Raw genomic sequence first — 18,716 nt, 5'->3', positions numbered from 1 at the left:
GCGACTGCGGGGCTCGCAACACCGGCTCACTCCTCGCGCTTCACGACGTCCGGTGCACCTTGTGCTGCGCGGCCTGGGCCAGCGGGCGGACCACGAGCTGGTCGATGTTGACGTGGTGCGGGCGGGTCGCGCACCAGGCGACGCAGTCGGCCACGTCGTCGGCGACGAGCGGCTCGGCGACCCCGGCGTAGACCGCCTCCGCCCGGTCGGCGTCACCGCCGAAACGGACCAGGCCGAACTCCTCGGTCTTCACCATGCCGGGGTCGATCTCGATCACCCGGACCGGGCGTCCGCACAGCTCCAGCCGGAGCGTCCCGGCGATCGCGGTCTGCGCGTGCTTGGCGGCCGTGTAACCGCCGCCGCCCTCGTAGACGACGTGCCCGGCGGTGGAGCTGACGATCACGACGGTGCCGGCCCCGGAGCGTTCCAGCGCCGGGAGCAGCGCCTTGGTGACGCGCAGCGTGCCGAGCACGTTGACGTCGTACATCCATTGCCAGTCGCCCACGTCGGCCGTCTCGACCGGGTCCAGGCCGCGGGCGCCGCCGGCGTTGTTCACCAGCAGCGTGACCGGCCCGGGCGCGGCGTCGGCGGCAGCGGCCAGGCCGGCGACCGATTCGTCCGAGGTCACGTCGCACGCCACCGCTGTCGCCGCGCCACCGGCCGCCTCGATTTCGGCGACCAGCGCGGCCAGCCGGTCGGTGCGCCGGGCGGCGGCCAGCACGTGGAAGCCCTCGGCGGCCAGCCGGCGGGCGGTGGCCGCGCCGATCCCGCTGGACGCCCCGGTGACGATGGCGACGGAAGTCATCCGGCCATTGTCTCCCGCCGCCCGGCCCCGCGCGGTGATGAGGTCCGTCACGCCGGGGACCCGGCGAAGGGCATTTCCGTACCCCGATGGGGAAGATGACATCCGGCACACGGGTTGACCGAGAAGCGCCGGTCGTGCGGGACGGCATCAACCGTGACAGAGGGAGCGGACGTGGCGGATATGCACACCGGTGTCGGTCGTCAGCGAGGTGCGCTGCCGTGGCCGCGGCCCCGCCGGATCGCCACTCTCTCGGTGCACACGTCGCCGCTGCACCAGCCCGGCACCGGTGACGCGGGCGGCATGAACGTCTACATCCTGGAGGTGGCCCGGCGGCTGGCCGAGGCCGACGTCGAGGTGGAGATCTTCACCCGGGCCACCGCCGGTGACCTGCCCCCGTTGGTCGAGGTGGCGCCCGGTGTGTCCGTCCGGCACGTCACCGCCGGGCCGCTGGAGGGGCTGACCAAGGAGGAGCTGCCGGGTCAGCTCTGTGCCTTCACCGCCGGCGTGCTGCGCGCCGAGGCGGCCCGCCCGCCGGGCCACTACGACCTGATCCACTCGCACTACTGGCTCTCCGGGCAGGTCGGCTGGCTGGCCAAGGAGCGCTGGGGCGTACCGCTGGTGCACACCGCGCACACGCTGGCGAAGGTGAAGAACGCCCGGCTCGCCGCCGGGGACCGCCCGGAGCCGAAGGCCCGGGTGATCGGTGAGGAGCAGGTGGTCACCGAGGCCGACCGGCTGGTCGCGAACACCCGGGTGGAGGCGCGTGACCTGCTCGACCGGTACGCGGCCGAGCCGGACCGGGTGGCGGTGGTGGAGCCCGGCGTCGACCTGGACCGGTTCCGTCCCGCATCCGGCGACCGGGCCGCCGCGACCCGGGCCGCCCGTCGCCGCCTCGGCCTGCCGACCGACGGGTACGTGGTCGCGTTCGTCGGCCGGATCCAGCCGCTCAAGGCGCCGGACGTGCTGGTCCGCGCCGTCGCCGCGCTGCGCGAGCGGGATCCGGCGCTGGCCGACGAGCTGACCGTGGTGATCTGCGGCGGGCCCAGCGGCAGCGGCCTGGACCGGCCGACCGCGCTGATCGAGCTGGCGCACGCGCTCGACGTGGCCGACCGGGTGCGTTTCCTGCCGCCGCAGACCGGCGCGGACCTGCCCGCCCTCTACCGCGCCGCCGACCTGGTCGCGGTGCCGTCGCACAACGAGTCGTTCGGCCTGGTCGCGCTGGAGGCCCAGGCGTGCGGCACGCCGGTGCTGGCCGCCGCCGTGGGCGGCCTGGTCACCGCGGTACGCGACGGCGTCAGCGGGGTGCTCATCGACGGCCACGACCCGGCGGACTGGGCCCGGGAGCTGGCGCGCCTGCTGCCCGACCGGGTACGCCGTGCCGCGCTGGGCCGAGGGGCCGAGCGGCACGCCAGGGAGTTCTCCTGGCACCGCACCGCCTCCGGCCTGCTCGCCGTCTACGGGGAGGCGATCACCGAGCACCGGGCCCGGCTGGCGCGGCGGCTCGGCGACCCGGCCCTGCTGTGCTCCTGGTGACCGCCACCGGCCATCGGGCGGCCCCGCTACGCCGGTCGTAGAGTGGGTGCGATGAGCCGCAGGAGTGAGGTCGCCGCGCTGATCGAGTCCGTCTGCGCCGAGCGCGAGCTGGAGTGGGAGTCGACAGGCGAGGCGTCGTACGCGGTGACCCTGCCCGGCACGCACAAGCTCAAGACGATCTGCAACCTGATCGTGGGCGAGCACGCGCTTCGGGTCGAGGCGTTCGTGATGCGCCAGCCCGACGAGCGCCGCGAGGAGCTGTGGGCCTGGCTGCTGCAGCGCAACGCCCGGATGTACGGCGTCTCGTTCTCCATCGACTCGGTCGGCGACGTCTACCTGACCGGCCGGGTCAACCTGGCCGGGGTCGACGCCGACGAGCTGGACCGCCTGCTCGGCTCCGTGCTGACGTACGCCGACGAGTCGTTCGACAGCATGCTGGAGATCGGCTTCGGCGCCGCCATCCGCCGGGAGTGGGAGTGGCGGGTGAAGCGCGGCGAGTCGACAGCCAACCTGGCCGCGTTCGCGCACCTCTTCGAGCCTTCCGCCACGGCCGGATCGCCCCCCGGAGGTTCGGAGCCCTCCTGACGGGTATGCCGCCCCGCGCGGTGCGGAGCATTTGGGACCCACCGCGGGCCGAGGACGGACTGTCGAGGAGCGTGTCCCATGGCTCAGCGCAACAGCTCAGGTCGCGGCACGACTGCGACCCGTACCAAGCGGCAAACCGGCAACCAGACGCCGAACACCCCGAGGGTGTCGGAGTCCGAGATCTCCCGGATGAAGGTCGACGACATCCGCAGCCAGCTCCGACGGCGCGGAGTCTCCGGGATCTCCGCGCTGCGGAAGCCGGAACTGGTGAAGACCCTGGCGCGCAGCATGCGCTCCGAGGGGGGCGGTGGCGCCGCGCGGCGCAGCGCCGGCCCGGCCGGCCGGCCGTCGGCCACCCGCAAGAGCACCGCCGCGAAGAAGACCACCGCCCGCCGCGCGACGTCGCCGGCCAAGTCCGCGCCGGCCGCGCGGGCCACCGGGGCCAGGGCCAAGGCGACGGGTACGCGCAAGGCGGCACCCGCCCGCGCCAAGGCCACCTCGTCACGGGCGACGACGACGCGCGCCAAGGCGGCTCCGTCCCGCGCGAAGGCGACCTCGTCGCGGCCGGCAGCACGCGCCAAGGCGGCTCCGGCACGGGCGAAGGCGACCTCGTCGCGGGCGACGACGACGCGCGCGAAGGCGGCTCCGGCTCGCGCCAAGGCGGCGCCTGCTCGGGCGAAGGCGGCCCCGGCCAAGGCGGCCACGACCCGCAAGGCGACGTCGGCTCGGGCGCAGAGCGCGCCGACCCGCGGTCCGGCGTCCAGCCGGTCGGTCGGGTCCTCGCAGCTCATCACGTCGCTCGCGGACCGGCCGGAGCGTCCGGGCCGCAGCCTGGTCACCCGCAACCACGAGGTGATCCAGCGGTGGGCGCGGGCGCGGGGCGCGAAGCCGGCCACCATCGCCGGCACCGAGCGCGGCGACCGGCCCGGGGTGCTCACGTTCAACATGCCGGGGTACCGGGAGAGCAGCCGGATCCGGGAGATCACCTGGGACGACTGGTTCCGGACGTTCGACCTGCGGCGTCTGAACCTGATCTACCAGGAGCAGATGCGGGACGGGCGGCAGAGCAACTTCTTCCGGACCGAGAACCCGAATCGCGAGGACGGCTGAGGTTTACGGGAATGGACCCCGGGAACCCGATGTTTGCCATCCCAGGGACCACAGCACGGGCAGCCGGATTCCCGACACGGACGCTGTGACGGGCAAGACAGCGATCTGGGTTGAATCCGGAATCCGGGCGAACTAACTTTATTGCACCGCGTCACGCTTGTTTCCGTTCGGGGGAGCGGTGGATCGATCAGATCCGCGCAAGTGAGACGCGAAGATCGGGTGGATCACGCCGTTGGGGGACGGTGCCGCCCGTGGAACCGGCGGCGCGAGCGGGCGACGCTTACGGGGGTGAGTGTCGCCCGCCGCCGCCGGGCGTACGGTACGAGCGCCCATCTCGACGGGGGTCGGGGTGGGCGCTCTGCCGTTGTCAGCGGGCGGACCTGACGGGTTCCGCGGCCGCCGCCCGCAGCGCCGCGACCCGGCTCTCCCGGGGCGGCCCGGCGAGCAGGTGCCCGGCCGCGGCCAACAGCCCGAGCGCGCCGACCACCAGCCAGTGCCGCTCACCCAGGTGCTCCAGGCTGAGCCCGCCGAGCGCGGGCGCCACGAACGACGCGGCCGGGAACGTCAGGTAGAACACCGACTGGTAGCGGGCCCGCAGTTCGGGCGGGGCGAGGTCGGCGTTGATCTGCGCGTTCGGCGGCGCGGCGAGCATCTGCCCGGCCGTCCAGACCACCGCCGCGCCGAGGTAGAGCGGCAGCCCGTCGGCGACTGTGAGCGTGCCGAATCCGAGCGCCATCAGACCTGTGGAGACGGCCAGCACCGTCGACTTGCGGTACGGCTCGATGAGCCGGGGCACGAACAGCTGCCCGGCCACGATGAGCGCCCCGCCGAGCGCCACCACCAGCCCGTACGCCGACGGGCGCAGGCCGTCCGCGCGCATCGCCAGCGGCATGATCGTCGAGGTCTGCATGGTCAGCACGGCGAGCAGGAACGTCAGCCCGACGAACGCCAGGAACGTGCGATCGGTGAGCGCGGTGTGCAGACCGGGACGGCGTCCCACTGCGGCCCGGGGCGTGAGCGCCGGACGCCGGCCTAGCGTCTCCGGCACCTTCAGCGCGATCACCACTGCCGCCGCCAGCGTGGCTCCGGCGTCGACCAGGAACAGCGCCGTGAAACTGGCCTCGGCGAGTACGCCGGCCAGCAGCGAGGCCACCGCCATGCCGAGGTTGAACGCCCAGAACTGGAGGTTGAACGCGCGGGAGCGGCGGGCCTCGGGCACCACGTCCACGATGGCCGCCACGAACGCCGGGCTGGGCATCGAGTGCGCCACCCCGACCAGCGTGGCCAGCGCGGCGATCACCGCCAGGTGCGTGCTGAACGCCAGCGTCGCCATCAGGCCCGCGGCGACCAGGTGGGCGGCGAGCAGCGTGGCCCGCCGGCCCCACCTGTCGGCCAGTACGCCGCCGAGCAGCGTGCCGGCCGCGCCACCGATCCCGTACGCGCCGACCACGAGCCCGGCCAGCGACGGCGGGGCACCCCGCGCGGCGGTCAGGTACAGCGACAGGAACAGCAGCGCGAACGCGCCGGCCCGGTTGATCAGCAGGCCGGACCAGAGGTACCAGAACGTGGCCGGCAGTCCGCCGGCTGTGTCGTCCCACCAGCGCCGCAGGCCGCGCACCCGTCCTCCAGGAAGGTTTCCTTACCGATTCCGTCCCGTACGGTATCCACCCGCCTCGGGGCGGTCGCGTCGGGGCGTACTCAGGAACCGGCGCGGACCGGGTCGGCGGGTGAGGTGGCCGCGGCCTCGGCCGCCTCGGGCGCCGGGGTGGCGGTGACGTTGACCGGCGTGACGGGCGTGCCCACGGCGCGCAGCGCGACGGCGCGGCGCTCCCGGGCCGGGCCGGAGATCAGGTGGGCGACCGCCGCCACCACGCCGATGCCCGCGCAGCCCAGCCAGAGCGTGCTGTTGCCGGCGTGCTCGCGGACCAGGCCGCCGAGGATCGGCGCGGCAGCGCCGGCAAGCTGCCAGGACAGCGAGAAGACGCCCTGGTGGCGGCCGCGCAGCGCGGCCGGCGACAGCTCCGCGATCAGGGTGGCGTTGGACGGGGAGTTGAGCATCTCGCCGAGGGTCCAGATCAGCACGGTCAGGCCGTAGAGCCAGACCGTGTCGGCGAGCGCGGTGAGCCCGAACCCGGCGCCCATCACCAGCGACGCGAGCGCCAGCACGTGTGAGCGGCTGCGGCCCTTGATGAGCCGGGGTACGAAGAGCTGGCCGAACACGATGAGCACGCCGTTCAGTGCGATCACCGAGCCGTAGGTGGCCGGGCTGAGCCCGGAGTCGCCCATGGCGATCGGCAGCATCGAGATGTGCTGGAGGAACACCAGCGCGGCGAGCAGGTTGAGCGCGACGAAGCCGAGGAACACCCGGTCGGCGAGGATGGTGCGCAGCGCGCCGGCCGGCGCCGGCATGCCCTTGGCCGGGAGCGCGGTGACCGGGCCGCGGGTTTCGCCGACCTTGGCGAAGATGATCAGCGCGGTCACCAGCGTGGTGGTCGCGTTCACCAGGAACAGCAGCAGGTAGCTGCCCTGGGCGGCGAAGCCGGCGAGCACGGCGGCGCAGGCGAAGCCGAGGTTGATGGCCCAGTAGTTCAGCGAGAAGGCGCGCAGCCGGTCCTTGTCCGGCACCACGTCGACCATCATCGCGCCGAAGGCGGGGCGGGCCGCCTCGGCGAACGCGCCGAGCAGCAGCGCGCCCACCGCGACCGCCCAGAGAGGGCGGGCGAAGCCGAGCGCGATCATCATGCCGGCCGCGCCGACGTGCGCGGTGAGCAGCGTGGGCCGCCGCCCCCAGCGGTCGGTCAGGGTGCCGCCGATGGTGGTGCCGACCGCGCCGCCGGCGCCCCAGAGGCCGATCACCAGACCGGCCTGGGAGGCGGAGAAGCCCCGCTCCTGGGTCAGGTAGATGGCCAGGAAGATCAGGACGAACGAGCCGAGCCGGTTGATCAGCGTGCCGGCCCAGAGGTACCAGAACGTCCGTGGCAGGCCACCGGCCGTGTCCTGTAACCAGCCCCGTACCGTCCGCATCCCGACGCCCCCGTGTGGTAATGACCGACCTGTTTAGAACGCCTTACAACCTAGTGCCGGGCCGGAGGCGTGGTCATCAGGTTTTCCACGTGGTGGTCGTCACGACCGGTCGGCGCGTGCCCGTCGCGCCGGTACGGCAGGATGATCGGCATGACTGCGAGCGAGGGGCCCACCGTCGGGACGCTGGTCCTGCTGCGGCACGGCGAGAGCGACTGGAACGCCAAGAACCTCTTCACCGGCTGGGTCGACGTCGACCTGACCACCAAGGGGGAGACCGAGGCGCGGCGCGGCGGCGAGCTGCTGCGCGAGCACGACCTGCTGCCGGACGTGGTGCACACGAGCCTGATGCGCCGGGCGATCCGCACCGCCGAGCTGGCGCTGAACGCCGCCGACCGGCACTGGATCGCGGTGCGCCGGTCGTGGCGGCTCAACGAGCGCCACTACGGCGCCCTGCAGGGCAAGGACAAGAAGCAGACCCTTGACGAGTACGGCGAGGAGCAGTTCATGCTCTGGCGCCGGTCGTACGACACGCCGCCGCCGCCGATCGACGACGCGGACGAGTGGTCCCAGGTCGGCGACCCCCGGTACGCGCTGCTGCCGACCGAGCTGATGCCGCGCACCGAGTGCCTGAAGGACGTCGTCGACCGGATGCTGCCCTACTGGTACGACTCGATCGTGCCGGACATCCTGGCCGGCCGGACGGTGCTGGTGGCGGCGCACGGCAACTCGCTGCGTGCCCTGGTCAAGCACCTCGACCAGATCTCCGACGAGGCGATCGCCAAGCTGAACATCCCCACCGGCATCCCGCTGCGCTACGACCTGGACGCCGACCTGCGCCCGCAGGTGCTCGGCGGCACGTACCTGGACCCGGCGGCGGCCAAGGACGCCGCCGCTGCGGTCGCCAACCAGGGCCGCTGAGGTGTAAGGAAGGGCCCCCTTTTAACGCCTGCGGTAGAGGAAGGGCCCCCTGTTAACGCTCGGTGTTAACAAGGGGCCCTTCCTTGCACGAGGGGCGGGGTCAGGCGGACGTGGAACCGGTGATCAGGTAGACCACGTGCTCGCCCGCGTTCACCGCGTGGTCGGCGAAGCGCTCGTAGAAGCGCCCCAGCAGCGTCGCGTCGATAGCCGTCTCCACCCCGTACGGCCAGTCGTCGCCGAGCAGCACGCCGAACAGGCTCTTGTGCAGGTCGTCCATCGCGTCGTCGTCGCCGTCCAGTTCGGCGGCCACATCGGCGTCCGGCTTGGCCAGCACGGACCCGATCTTCTCCGCCATCCGGTCGGCGATCCCGGCCATGTCGGTGAAGACCGGCCGCAGCTCCGCCGGGACGGCCGGTGAGGGGTGCCGCCGCAGCGCCGTCTTGGCCACGTGGTCGGCGAGGTCGCCCATCCGCTCCAGGTCGGCGGCCACGTGCAGGGCGGTGATCATGGCACGCAGGTCGGAGGCGACGGGCGCCTGCCGGGCCAGCAGGTCGCAGACCCGCTCCTCCACGTGCCGGTACAGCTCGTCGATCTCGGCGTCCCCCGCGATCACCGTCTCGGCGGCCGTCCGGTCGGCGGTCAGCAGGCCCTTCGTGGCCTGCCGCATGGCCGCGCGTACCGCCTCGGCCATGTCCACCAGCAACTGGCTGACAATCTGCAGGTCGGCCCGGAACTCGTCGCGCATCGTCACTTCCTGAGGTCGGTGGCCGCGGCCCCGAGGGGTACGGCGGGAGCAGGTGCGCGCCCCACGCTAGGCCGAACGGTCGGCACCAGGATGAACGTGAGTGAACGACGCGGGGCCCGCAGGTGAACTTTGCCGAAAGCGAGAGTGGTTCGTCCCTTTGTGCCCGATCCCCGGGTTAACAATGACCCTACGATCGCCGGGTGGAATGGGCAGTGGCCATCGCGGTGGCCGTGGCGCTGGTGACCGGGCTGGTCGCCGGAGCGACGCTGTCCGGACCGGTTGAACAATGGCGGCGCCGGCGGGCGTCGCAGGGCGGCGGGACCACCCGCCGTGACGCAGGGAGGCCGACGATTCCGGACGAACAGCAGGGGGGCCTATCCGGGCTCGGCCGCAAGACGATCGACTCGCTGCGCGCCGGCGTGGTGGTGCTCGGCCCGGACGACGTGCCGGTGCTCGTCAACCCGGCCGCCCGGGCGATGGGTCTGCTCCGTACCGGGGCGACACCCGGATCGATCGCGGCGCACCCGTTGATCCGTACCCTCGCCGGGCAGGTCCGCCGCACGGGCGTGCGGCGCGAGATCGAGCTGGACCTGCCCCGGGGCCGCGACGGCGGTGGCGACAACCCGCTCGGCGTGCACCTGCGGGCGATGGGACTGGGCTCCGGCTACGTCTCGATCGAGGCGGTCGACGTCACCGAGTCGCACCGTCTCGCGCGGGTACGGCGGGACTTCGTGGCGAACGTCAGCCACGAGTTGAAGACACCCATCGGCGCGCTGCAACTGCTCGCCGAGGCGCTCGTCGACGCGACCGAGCCGGCCGCCGGCGGCGCGCCCGACCTGTCCGAGGACATGGTCGCCGCACGGCGGTTCGCCGAGCGGATCCAGCACGAGTCGACAAGGCTCGGCCGGCTCGTGCAGGAGCTGCTGGAACTCACCCGGCTCCAGGGCGCCGAGCCGCAACCCGCCCCCGAGCCGGTCTCGGTGGACTGGGTGCTCGCCGAGGTCGTCGACCGGACCCGCACCGCGGCCTCCGCCCGCCGGGTGGAGATCGCCGTCGGCGGGCAGCGGGGCCTGACCGTGTACGGCAGCGACAGCCAACTCGCCACCGCGGTGGCGAACCTGGTGGAGAACGCGATCACCTACTCCGCCGAGGACACCACGGTCCGGGTCACGGTGACCGGCACCGACGAGCACGTCGAGATCGCCGTGGCCGACCAGGGCATCGGCATCGCTCCGAACGAGGTGGACCGGGTCTTCGAGCGCTTCTACCGCGCCGACCAGGCCCGCTCCCGCGCGACCGGCGGCACCGGTCTGGGACTGGCCATCGTCAAGCACATCGCCAGCAACCATGGCGGCCGGGTGGAGGTGTCGAGCACCCTTGGTGGGGGGTCGACGTTCACCCTCCGGCTGCCCGCCCGCCCCCCGGACGACCTGGAGACGACACTCGCCTCCGCTGGAATCGAGGCCGGCCCGGCCGAGCTCCGGCAGGTCTGACCACAGGAAAGGAAACACCCGTTGAGCCGCGTACTGGTGGTCGAGGACGAGGAGTCGTTCTCCGACGCCCTGTCCTACATGCTCCGCAAGGAGGGTTTCGAGGTCTCCGTCGCCGCGACGGGCACCGACGCCCTCACCGAGTTCGACCGGACCGGCGCCGACATCGTGCTGCTCGACCTGATGCTGCCGGAGATGTCGGGCACCGAGGTGTGCCGGCAGCTGCGCCAGCGCTCGCACGTGCCGATCATCATGGTCACCGCGCGGGACAGCGAGATCGACAAGGTGGTCGGCCTGGAGATCGGCGCCGACGACTACGTGACGAAGCCGTACTCGCCGCGTGAACTGGTCGCCCGCATTCGGGCGGTGCTGCGCCGGCGGAGCGCCGAGTCGAACGAGACGGGGGCGCCGACGCTCGCCGCCGGCCCGGTCCGGATGGACATCGAACGGCACGTGGTGACCGTCGGCGGCGCCGGTGTGCAGCTCCCGCTCAAGGAGTTCGAGCTGCTGGAGCTGCTGCTGCGCAACGCCGGCCGGGTGCTCACCCGCGGGCAGTTGATCGACCGTGTCTGGGGCGCCGACTACGTGGGTGACACGAAGACGCTGGACGTGCACGTGAAGCGGCTGCGCTCCAAGATCGAGCCGGAGCCGTCCGCGCCGCGCTACATCGTCACGGTCCGCGGCCTGGGCTACAAGTTCGAGCCCTGATCCCCGGCCCGCCCGTCCGCCCCGCCCACGCCCCGTCCGCCCCGTCCCACCTCGCGCCGTCGATCTTGGAGTCGTGGCGTGGCGCCCAGGATGCCCGGTTGACACCCTTCGCGAGGTGCCACAACTCCAAGATCGCCGACCCGAGCCGCCTTCGGGGGAGTTCTCGGCCCCCCATCCCGCCCAGGGCTCCCTGGGGCCGCGCGCGATCTTGCACTTTGGTGCCCCGCAAACCGCGCGAATGGGACGCCCGGAGGGCTCGAACTGCAAGATCGCGCAGCCTGTCGGCGGCCGCTGCGCTCCCGTCCAGCCACACCCCGCCCGGTCGCGTCGATCATGAACTTGGCGGCACTCGGTGTCCGTTTTGCCGCCGCCAACCTCATGATCAACCCCTGTGTGGGGGCCCGGGGAGGGCTTCTTCGGGGGTGATCAAGGAGTTTGTGGTCTCGCGGACGCCCGGAAAGTCCGCAAACTCCTTGATCACGGGGCGCAGAGCAGGTGCCCCGGGCCGGGCTCGGTGGGGATCCGGGTGCGTGTGGGGTGGGTGTCCGGTTCGGGGGTGGTCGGCGGCACTCTGGTGGTGGAATCGTGGGCGGGCCGGTGGCGTTGTAATCAGGTGACCGACCGAGCAAGGCCACGCCCCCTCAAGGCGGCGCCGGGTATGGGAACAGTCCGCAGCTGCCGGTCGTTGAGTTCGGTTCCGACGCCGTGAGCCGCGGGAATCATCTCGCCCGGCCGGTCGTTGAGCATGGTTCCGACGACGTGAACCCGCGCCGCCTTGCCGGTGGCGCGAGGCGGCCCGGGAATGACGCCGGGCCACCGGTCGTTGGACATCCTTCCGGCGCCGCGCCGAGCCCCCCGGCCCCGCGAGCAGCCGAGATCCCCCGCGAAGACTTTCTGTTGAGCGCCTGACGGTGCCCACGCACCCCGTCCCCCGGGTGCGTCGACCCCCGAATGGAGCCCCATCATGAACACGATTCTGCGTAAGAGCGTCCTGGGTATTGCTGGTCTGGCCTTCACCGGTGGCGTGTTCGCCGGCCCGGTCGCCGCCCACGCGGCCGACACCACGGCCAACGCCAAGCCGGTCACGGCCACCGTCCAGTCGGACAAGCTGATCCCGCACGGTGTGCAGGGCAACCAGTCGCGCATCGAGCTGAACGATGAGCAGACCAAGAATGTGAAGGCGATCATCGCGGCCACGAAGAAGGCCGGCATGGACGAACGCGCCGCCGTCGTCTCCATCGCCACCGCCCTGCAGGAGTCGAAGCTGGAGAACCTCGGCCACCTCGGTGACCGCAACGACCACGACTCGCAGGGCCTGTTCCAGCAGCGCCCCTCCAGCGGGTGGGGCACGGTCGAGCAGATCACCGACCCCGAATACTCCACCACCGCGTTCCTCAAGGGCCTGAAGCAGGTCGACGGCTGGCAGGACATGCCGCTGACCAAGGCCGCCCAGACCGTCCAGGTCTCCGCCTACCCCGACCACTACGCCCAGTGGGAGCAGCAGGCCGCCGACCTCGTCGCCGAACACTGGAACAAGTAACAGACACACGTGAAAGACCGGCACCCCCAAGACGGGGTGCCGGCCTTCACTCGCTTGCCGGGTGCGGGGCGACCTGTCCCTGGCGCAGCCGGGCGGCGCAGAGTTCGGCCAGTTTCGCGTACGCGGGCGCACCGATGAGCGCGGTCAGCTCCGGCCCGTACGAGACGTACATCGGGTCCGCGCCGACGTGCGCGTCGGTCGAGCTGGTGCACCACCAGTCGAGGTCGTGCCCGCCCGCGCCCCAGCCGCGCCTGTCGAACTCGGCGAGCGTGGAGATCAGCACCTTCGTGTTGTCCGGCCGCGTGTGCCACTCCTGGTCGCGGCGTACCGGCAGCTGCCAGCAGACGTCCGGCTTGTACTCCAGCGGGTGCACCCCGTCGCGCAGCGCCTGGGCGTGCAGCGCGCAGCCGCCACCGCCGGCGAAGCCGGCGTCGTTGAGGAACACGCACGGGGCGTCCACGGCGCGGGTGGCGGTACGCCGGGCCGGCGTCTTGCCGTCGACCGTGTCGTTCTCGGTCCAGTTCTTGAAGCCGCGCCGGAAGTGCTGCCAGGTCTCCGGCGTCAGCCGCTTGACGGCTGCCCGGACCCGCTTCTCGTCGTCGGAGTCGGTGAAGAACGCGCCGTGTGAGCAGCACCCGTCGGCGGCCCGCCCGGCGACGATGCCGTGGCAGCCCTGCCCGAAGATGCACGTCCAGCGGGACAGCAGCCAGGTCAGGTCGGCGCGGACGACGTGCTTCGGGTCGGCCGGGTCGACGAACTCGATCCACTCCCGGGGAAAGTCCAGCCCGACCTCGCGGCTGCGCGGGTCCTCGGGGTCGTCCACCAGCACGTGAAGCTCGATCTGCCCTGTCACTCGGACCAGCCTACGCGCGGTGACCCCGCCCGGCCGACGAGCCGACGAAACGTGTTGGCCCTAGGGTCTTTCCCATGCGGCTGGGTGTCCTCGACGTCGGTTCCAACACGGTGCATCTGCTGGTGGTCGACGCCCATCATGGCGCGCACCCCTGGCCGGCACACTCGGAGAAGGTGGTGCTGCGGCTGGCCGAGCAGATCGGCCCGGACGGCGCGCTCACGGTCGGGGGCGCGGACGGCCTGGTCAAGGCGGTCGGCATGGCCCGGGCGGCGGCGGACGGGCTGGGCGCCGAGGATCTGCTCGCGTTCGCCACGAGCGCTGTTCGCGACGCCACGAACGCCGCCGACGTGCTGGCCCGCGTCCGCGACGAGACGGGCGTACGCCTGGAGGTGCTCTCCGGCGCGGACGAGGCGCGGATGACGTTCCTCGCGGTGCGGCGGTGGTTCGGCTGGTCCGCCGGGCGGCTGCTGGCGATGGACATCGGCGGCGGGTCCCTGGAGCTGGCCGCCGGCATCGACGAGCACCCGGACGTGGCGGTCTCGCTGCCGCTCGGCGCGGGCCGGCTGAGCCGGGAGCGGCTGGCTGTCGACCCGGCCGGCACGGCGCCGCCGTCGGCCGAGGCCGTGGAGGAACTGCGGGCGTACGTGGACGCACAGCTCGACCCGGTGGTGGAGCAGTTGACGGCGGTGGGCTGGGAACGCCCGGTCGCCACGTCGAAGACGTTCCGCACGCTGGCCCGGCTGGCCGGCGCCGCTCCCTCCGGCGCGGGCCTGTGGGCGCGGCGCAGCCTGACCCGCACCGGCCTCCGGCAGGTGCTCGGGTTCATCAGGCACATCCCGCCGGCCCAGTTGCCCGAGCTGGAGGGGGTCAGCGCGCAGCGCGCGCACCAGCTCCTCGCGGGCGCGGTGGTGGCCGAGGCGGTGATGCGCCGGCTCGGCGTGGACCGCGTGGACATCTGCCCGTGGGCGCTGCGCGAGGGAGTCATCCTGCGTCGGCTGGATCAGCTCGCGCCGATGTGACCGGCCGAGCGCTCTGGGTTGCTTTGCGGTTGCTCGTCCCGATGCTCGCTGGCGCTTGGAGCTACCCTCGGAGACGTGACCTACCGCGTTCCGGTACTCCTGTCCACGTCCTCGGTCTTCCCCGAACGGACCGCGGCGGCGTTCCAGCTCGCCGCCGAACTCGGCTACGACGGCATCGAGGTGATGGTCTGGACCGACCCGGTCAGCCAGGACGCGGGCGCGCTGCGCGGCCTCGCCGAGCACTACGGCGTGCCGGTGCTGTCGGTGCACGCCCCCTGCCTGCTTGTCACCCAGCGGGTGTGGAGCCCCGACCCGTGGGAGCGGCTGCGCAAGGCCGCCGAGCTGGCCGAGACGCTGGAGGCGCCGACTGTCGTGGTGCACCCGCCGTTCACCTGGCAGCGTGACTACGCGCGCAACTTCGCCGACGGGCTGGACACCATCGCCGGGCAGTTCGGCGGCCTGCACTTCGGGGTGGAGAACATGTACCCGGTACGGATGGCGGGGCGGCAGTTCGTGCCGTACGCGCCGGGCTGGGACCCGACGGAGATCGGGTACGCCTCCTACACGCTCGACCTGTCGCACTGCGCGGCCTCGCACACCGACGCGATGGCGATGGCCGACCGGATGGGCTCCGGCCTGGCGCACGTGCACCTGGGCGACGGCACCGGCGAGGGGCGCGACGAGCACCTGGTGCCCGGTCGCGGCGGGCAGCCCTGCGCGGAGATGCTCCGTTCGCTCGCCGGGCGCGGCTTCAGCGGCACGGTAGCGGTGGAGGTGACCACGCGGGGCGCGAAGAGCCGCGCGGTCCGCGAGGCGGACCTGCGCGAGTCGCTGGAGTTCGCCCGGGCCCACCTGACCGCGCCGTCCCCGGTCGACGCCTGACCAACGGCGCCGCCTTCGGAGGTCAGCTCACCGGGGAGAGCGGCTGCGCCGGGACGGCCTGTTCGCCGACCGCGGCCCGCTTGCGGGCCCGATGCGCCGCCACGTGGGAGCGGGTGGCGCAGCGCTCGGAGCAGAACCGGCGGCAGCAGTTGGACGAGGTGTCCAGGTAGACGTTGCCGCAGCGGTCGTCGGCGCAGACGCCGAAGCGGGCGCTGCCGTACTCGCAGAGCCACACCGACAGGCCCCAGACCGCGCCGGCGAGGTATTCCGAGGAGACGGAGGCGCCCCGGCTGGTCACGTGCATGTGCCAGTCCGAGGAGTCGTGGCCGGAGATGCGTGGCTGCACCGGGAACGCCTCCAGCAGCGTGTTCAACTCCGCCACCGCCTCGTTGTCCCGGCCCGAGGTGCCGTACTCGAAGACGTCCCGGAGGCGCTTCTGCGCTCTCCGGAAGATCGCCAGGTCCCGTTCCGCGACTTCGTCGCGCATCCAGCCCTGCTCGTCCGAGAACACAGCCCGCAGGCCGTCCAGGTCGTCCAGCCGGGCGTTGACGAGCTCGACCCCGGTCCGGGCGTACGCGTCGAAGTTCACGACACCAACGGTAGACGACTCAGGGCAGACGCGGTGCGTCGATGTAGTGGGGCAGGAACCGCGCGTAACCGTCAGTGATGAGGCTCTCGCTCTCGCGCACGCCCGCGCCGGCCGACTCGCCGTCCACGATCCAGCTGCCCAGCACCGTCCGGTTGCCCTCGAACTCGGGCAACGCGCGGAACTCCTGATAGCAGAAGCCCTCGTCGCCGTAGATCCCCGGATTGGTGATCTCTGTTTCGCCGGTCACGATGCGTACCGAACCGCCTTCGCGGCCGAGCAGCGGCTTGGCCACGTACTCGGTCATGCCGCGCGGCGAGTCCAGGTACGCGGGCAGCAGGTAGTCGTGCCCCGGGTACAGCTCCCAGAGCACGGCGAGCAGCGCCTTGTTCGACAGCAGCAGCTTCCAGGCCGGCTCGATCCAGGTGGTGGGCGTGCCCGGGGCGAGCGCGGGCCGCCCGTACGGCTCGGCGAGCATCCACTCCCAGGGGTAGAGCTTGAAGCAGGTGGTGATCGGCCGGTCGTTGGCGTCGACGAAGCGCCGCCCGTCCCAACCGACCTGCTGGATCGGCACGAGCGTCACGTCCAGCCCGGCCTGGCGGGCCGTCTCGGCCAGGTAGCCGGCGGTGATCTGGTCCTCGCCCGACTCCTCCTCGTCGGACCAGAGCACGTGCGTCCGGCGTTCGTGCAGCCCGGCGCCGATCTTGGCCCACGCGCCGACCAGCCGCTCGTGCAGGCTGTTCCACTGGTCCGCGTCGGGCCGGGTGTGCTCCAGCCAGTACCACTGCACGATGCTCGCCTCGACCAGCGCGGTCGGGGTGTCGGCGTTGTACTCCAGCATCTTCGGCGGGCCGCTGCCGTCGTACCAGAGGTCGAACCGGCCGTAGAGCGTCGGCGGGTTCTCCCGCAGCGAGCGGGCGACCGCCTCGGCGGCCCACTCGGGGATGCCGAACTCGGCGTACCGGCGGCGGGCCACCACGTGCTCGGCGGCGGCCACCGACATCCGGTGCAGCTCCTCGGTCGCCTCCTCCAGCCGGAGCACCTCGTCCAGCGTGAACGAGTACGCCGCCGTCTCGTCCCAGTACGACATGATCTCGCCGTCGGGCAGCTCGGTGTCGACGTACACCAGGCCCTGGGCCCGGATGGTCTCGTCCCAGCCGGGGCGCGGCGTGCTCGCCTCGCGGCGCACGTCAGCCGCCGCAGGAGGCGAGGTGGGTGCCGAAGCCGCCGCGCTCGGGCAGCGCGGCGGTCGGGGCCGCTTCGCCGCGCGCGGCGGTGGCCGGCGCGGGCACGCGCAGGGCGACCGCGACGGTGTCGGCGCCTCCACCGGCCGGTCCGAGCGCGCAGTCGTCATCGTCGTCGTCGTAACCGTTGTTGCAGCCGGAGAGCGCGAGGGCCAGCGCGGTCAGCGCGCCGAGCTGCACGGAGGCCGAGCGGAGCCGGCGCCGGGGGTGTCGTCGATCCACGTGAACGTTGTAGCCGATCTCCGCCAGCCTGGGGAGCCCGGCCCAGGCCGCAGCGCGGGAGGGGACGGGCCTCGGACGCACCCGGCGGGGGCCCGGTGGTGAGCGTTACGCTCGGCTCATGCTCCGTTCCGTCATCCTCGCCGCCTCCCGGTCTTCCCAGGTGGAGCGGCTCGTCGCGACGGCCCCGTTCACCCGGGACGTCGTCCGCCGGTTCGTCGCCGGCGCCGCCACCGACGACGCGCTGCGCGCCACCCGCGAGCTGGTCGCCGACGGCCAAGCGGTCACCCTCGACTACCTGGGCGAGGACACCACCACCCCGGAGCAGGCGAACGCCACCCGGGACGAGTACCTCAGGCTGCTGAGCCGGCTCGGCGCCGCCGGGCTCACCCCGGGCGCCGAGGTCAGCGTGAAACTGTCCGCGCTGGGCCAGATGTTCGACGAGCAGCTCGCGTACGACAACGCGCGGGCGATCTGCGCGGCGGCCGACGCGGCGGGCACCACAGTCACGCTGGACATGGAGGACCACACCACCACCGACTCGACGCTGGACATCCTGGCGAAGCTGCGTAAGGACCACCCGTCGACCGGGGCGGTGCTCCAGGCGTACCTGCGGCGCACCGAGTCGGACTGCCGGGAGCTGGCTTCCGCCGGGTCGCGGGTGCGGCTGTGCAAGGGCGCGTACAAGGAGCCGGAGTCGGTGGCGTACCAGTCGGCCCGCGAGGTCGACAAGTCGTACGTGCGCTGTATGAACGTGCTGATGTCCGGCGACGGCTACCCGATGCTCGCCACCCACGACCCGCGGCTGATCGCGATCGGGGAGGACCGGGCCCGCTGGTTCGACCGCGAACCGGGCCGGTTCGAGTTCCAGATGCTCTACGGCATCCGCCCGGACGAGCAGAAGCGCCTGGTGGACGAGGGCTACACCGTGCGCACCTACGTGCCCTACGGCGACCAGTGGTACGGCTACCTGATGCGCCGGCTCGCGGAGCGCCCGGCCAACCTGGCGTTCTTCGGCCGGGCGGTGCTGTCGAAGAAGTGAGTCACTCGTTCGACCAGGCCCGGGTGCACAGCACGAGGCGGTAGCCGTCCGGGTCGGCGAACGTGATGCCCCACCTGTCCCAGTACGGGCCGGCGGAGACCCGTGTCCCGCCGGCCCGTTCCAGTCTCGTCACCAGCTCGTCGTCGGCGGGGCCGTCGAGGTAGAGCACCAACAGGTCCTCCTCGGTGGGGCGCGGCGCGACGGTCAGTGCCGCGCCGCCGACCAGCTCCAGGTGCCAGGCCGCGCCGGGCAGGCCGAGCATCACCAGGTCGTGCTCGCCCGGACGCCCGGCCTCGGCGCGGAACAGCACGTCCAGGCCGACGCCGTGGGCCCAGAACCGTTCGGCGGCGGTCAGGTCGCGGCTCGGGCGGGCGAGGCGTACGTGGGTGTCGGCGGTGATCGGCATGTCGGCG

Annotated in this window: 19 protein-coding genes; 10 read left to right on the top strand and 9 right to left on the bottom strand. The window is 72.6% G+C overall.

All coding sequences use genetic code 11. The annotated features are described in order from the left end of the window. Nucleotides 1–40: 40 nt before the first annotated feature. The gene (locus tag FHU28_RS31740) at nt 41–805 is read right to left on the bottom strand and encodes an SDR family NAD(P)-dependent oxidoreductase (protein ID WP_184688856.1); all 765 of its coding nucleotides are present in this window, start codon (nt 803–805) and stop codon (nt 41–43) included. 171 nt (nt 806–976) lie between these two features. Between FHU28_RS31740 and mshA the strand changes: the two genes are divergently transcribed. From mshA to FHU28_RS31725, 3 genes are all read left to right on the top strand, one after another. Further along, entirely contained in the window at nt 977–2,338 is a 1,362-nt protein-coding gene (mshA, locus tag FHU28_RS31735) for a D-inositol-3-phosphate glycosyltransferase (protein ID WP_184688854.1), read from the top strand. Nucleotides 2,339–2,389: 51 nt separating this feature from the next. Further along, nucleotides 2,390–2,923 carry a type III secretion system chaperone family protein gene (locus tag FHU28_RS31730; protein WP_184688852.1) on the top strand — a complete coding sequence of 178 codons (534 nt, stop codon included), beginning with the start codon at nt 2,390–2,392 and terminating at the stop codon, nt 2,921–2,923. Nucleotides 2,924–3,211: 288 nt separating this feature from the next. After that, entirely contained in the window at nt 3,212–4,033 is an 822-nt protein-coding gene (locus tag FHU28_RS31725) for a hypothetical protein (protein ID WP_376700886.1), read from the top strand. 367 nt (nt 4,034–4,400) lie between these two features. Here FHU28_RS31725 and FHU28_RS31720 read toward each other — a convergent pair whose 3' ends face one another. Then, complete coding sequence (locus FHU28_RS31720; RefSeq protein WP_184688847.1) at nt 4,401–5,651, bottom strand: MFS transporter; 1,251 nt, start codon at nt 5,649–5,651, stop codon at nt 4,401–4,403. An 80-nt stretch (nt 5,652–5,731) separates the two neighbouring features. Beyond that, entirely contained in the window at nt 5,732–7,057 is a 1,326-nt protein-coding gene (locus FHU28_RS31715) for an MDR family MFS transporter (protein WP_184688845.1), read from the bottom strand. A gap of 150 nt (nt 7,058–7,207) precedes the next feature. On the opposite strand from FHU28_RS31715, the gene FHU28_RS31710 reads away from it, so the two are divergent. Continuing rightward, nucleotides 7,208–7,975 carry a phosphoglyceromutase gene (locus FHU28_RS31710; RefSeq protein ID WP_184688843.1) on the top strand — a complete coding sequence of 256 codons (768 nt, stop codon included), beginning with the start codon at nt 7,208–7,210 and terminating at the stop codon, nt 7,973–7,975. Nucleotides 7,976–8,075: 100 nt separating this feature from the next. Here FHU28_RS31710 and phoU read toward each other — a convergent pair whose 3' ends face one another. After that, nucleotides 8,076–8,720 carry a phosphate signaling complex protein PhoU gene (phoU, locus tag FHU28_RS31705; RefSeq protein WP_184688841.1) on the bottom strand — a complete coding sequence of 215 codons (645 nt, stop codon included), beginning with the start codon at nt 8,718–8,720 and terminating at the stop codon, nt 8,076–8,078. Nucleotides 8,721–8,920: 200 nt separating this feature from the next. On the opposite strand from phoU, the gene FHU28_RS31700 reads away from it, so the two are divergent. From FHU28_RS31700 to FHU28_RS31690, 3 genes are all read left to right on the top strand, one after another. Next, nucleotides 8,921–10,213, top strand: a complete 1,293-nt coding sequence (locus FHU28_RS31700) for a sensor histidine kinase (protein WP_184688839.1) — start codon at nt 8,921–8,923, stop codon at nt 10,211–10,213. Between the two features lie 21 nt (nt 10,214–10,234). Further along, nucleotides 10,235–10,918: a response regulator transcription factor gene (locus FHU28_RS31695; protein WP_184688837.1), complete on the top strand. Its 684-nt coding sequence runs from the start codon at nt 10,235–10,237 to the stop codon at nt 10,916–10,918. 964 nt (nt 10,919–11,882) lie between these two features. Next, a complete protein-coding gene (locus tag FHU28_RS31690; protein ID WP_184688835.1) occupies nt 11,883–12,458 on the top strand; it encodes a hypothetical protein in 576 nt (191 codons plus the stop codon). Between the two features lie 46 nt (nt 12,459–12,504). On the opposite strand, the gene FHU28_RS31685 is transcribed toward FHU28_RS31690, so the two are convergent. After that, entirely contained in the window at nt 12,505–13,311 is an 807-nt protein-coding gene (locus FHU28_RS31685; RefSeq protein WP_184688832.1) for a DUF3109 family protein, read from the bottom strand. A 74-nt stretch (nt 13,312–13,385) separates the two neighbouring features. Here FHU28_RS31685 and FHU28_RS31680 point away from each other — a divergent pair, with 74 nt between their 5' ends. Together FHU28_RS31680 and FHU28_RS31675 are read left to right on the top strand one after the other, a co-directional pair. Beyond that, on the top strand, nt 13,386–14,330 hold the full coding sequence (locus FHU28_RS31680; RefSeq protein ID WP_073829066.1) for a Ppx/GppA phosphatase family protein: 945 nt from the start codon (nt 13,386–13,388) through the stop codon (nt 14,328–14,330). 75 nt (nt 14,331–14,405) lie between these two features. Further along, nucleotides 14,406–15,212, top strand: coding sequence for a sugar phosphate isomerase/epimerase family protein (locus FHU28_RS31675; RefSeq protein WP_184688830.1), 807 nt, complete (start codon nt 14,406–14,408; stop codon nt 15,210–15,212). 22 nt (nt 15,213–15,234) lie between these two features. Here the strand turns inward: FHU28_RS31675 and FHU28_RS31670 are convergent, their stop codons facing one another. From FHU28_RS31670 to FHU28_RS31660, 3 genes are read right to left on the bottom strand one after another with little or no spacing between them, the layout of a single operon-like run. Beyond that, entirely contained in the window at nt 15,235–15,801 is a 567-nt protein-coding gene (locus FHU28_RS31670) for a CGNR zinc finger domain-containing protein (RefSeq protein WP_184688828.1), read from the bottom strand. Between the two features lie 19 nt (nt 15,802–15,820). Then, nucleotides 15,821–16,987: a glutathionylspermidine synthase family protein gene (locus FHU28_RS31665; protein WP_184688826.1), complete on the bottom strand. Its 1,167-nt coding sequence runs from the start codon at nt 16,985–16,987 to the stop codon at nt 15,821–15,823. A 1-nt stretch (nt 16,988) separates the two neighbouring features. Next, nucleotides 16,989–17,264 carry a hypothetical protein gene (locus FHU28_RS31660; protein ID WP_311773683.1) on the bottom strand — a complete coding sequence of 92 codons (276 nt, stop codon included), beginning with the start codon at nt 17,262–17,264 and terminating at the stop codon, nt 16,989–16,991. A gap of 118 nt (nt 17,265–17,382) precedes the next feature. On the opposite strand from FHU28_RS31660, the gene FHU28_RS31655 reads away from it, so the two are divergent. Continuing rightward, nucleotides 17,383–18,303, top strand: a complete 921-nt coding sequence (locus tag FHU28_RS31655) for a proline dehydrogenase family protein (RefSeq protein WP_116508873.1) — start codon at nt 17,383–17,385, stop codon at nt 18,301–18,303. Nucleotide 18,304: 1 nt separating this feature from the next. On the opposite strand, the gene FHU28_RS31650 is transcribed toward FHU28_RS31655, so the two are convergent. Then, entirely contained in the window at nt 18,305–18,709 is a 405-nt protein-coding gene (locus FHU28_RS31650) for a VOC family protein (protein ID WP_116508871.1), read from the bottom strand. Nucleotides 18,710–18,716 lie beyond the last annotated feature (7 nt).

Origin of the sequence: Micromonospora echinospora (assembly GCF_014203425.1) — a bacterium.
GTDB lineage: Bacteria > Actinomycetota > Actinomycetes > Mycobacteriales > Micromonosporaceae > Micromonospora > Micromonospora echinospora_A.
Note: the sequence above shows the minus strand (reverse complement) of the source record. Positions and strands in the feature narration are given on the sequence as shown.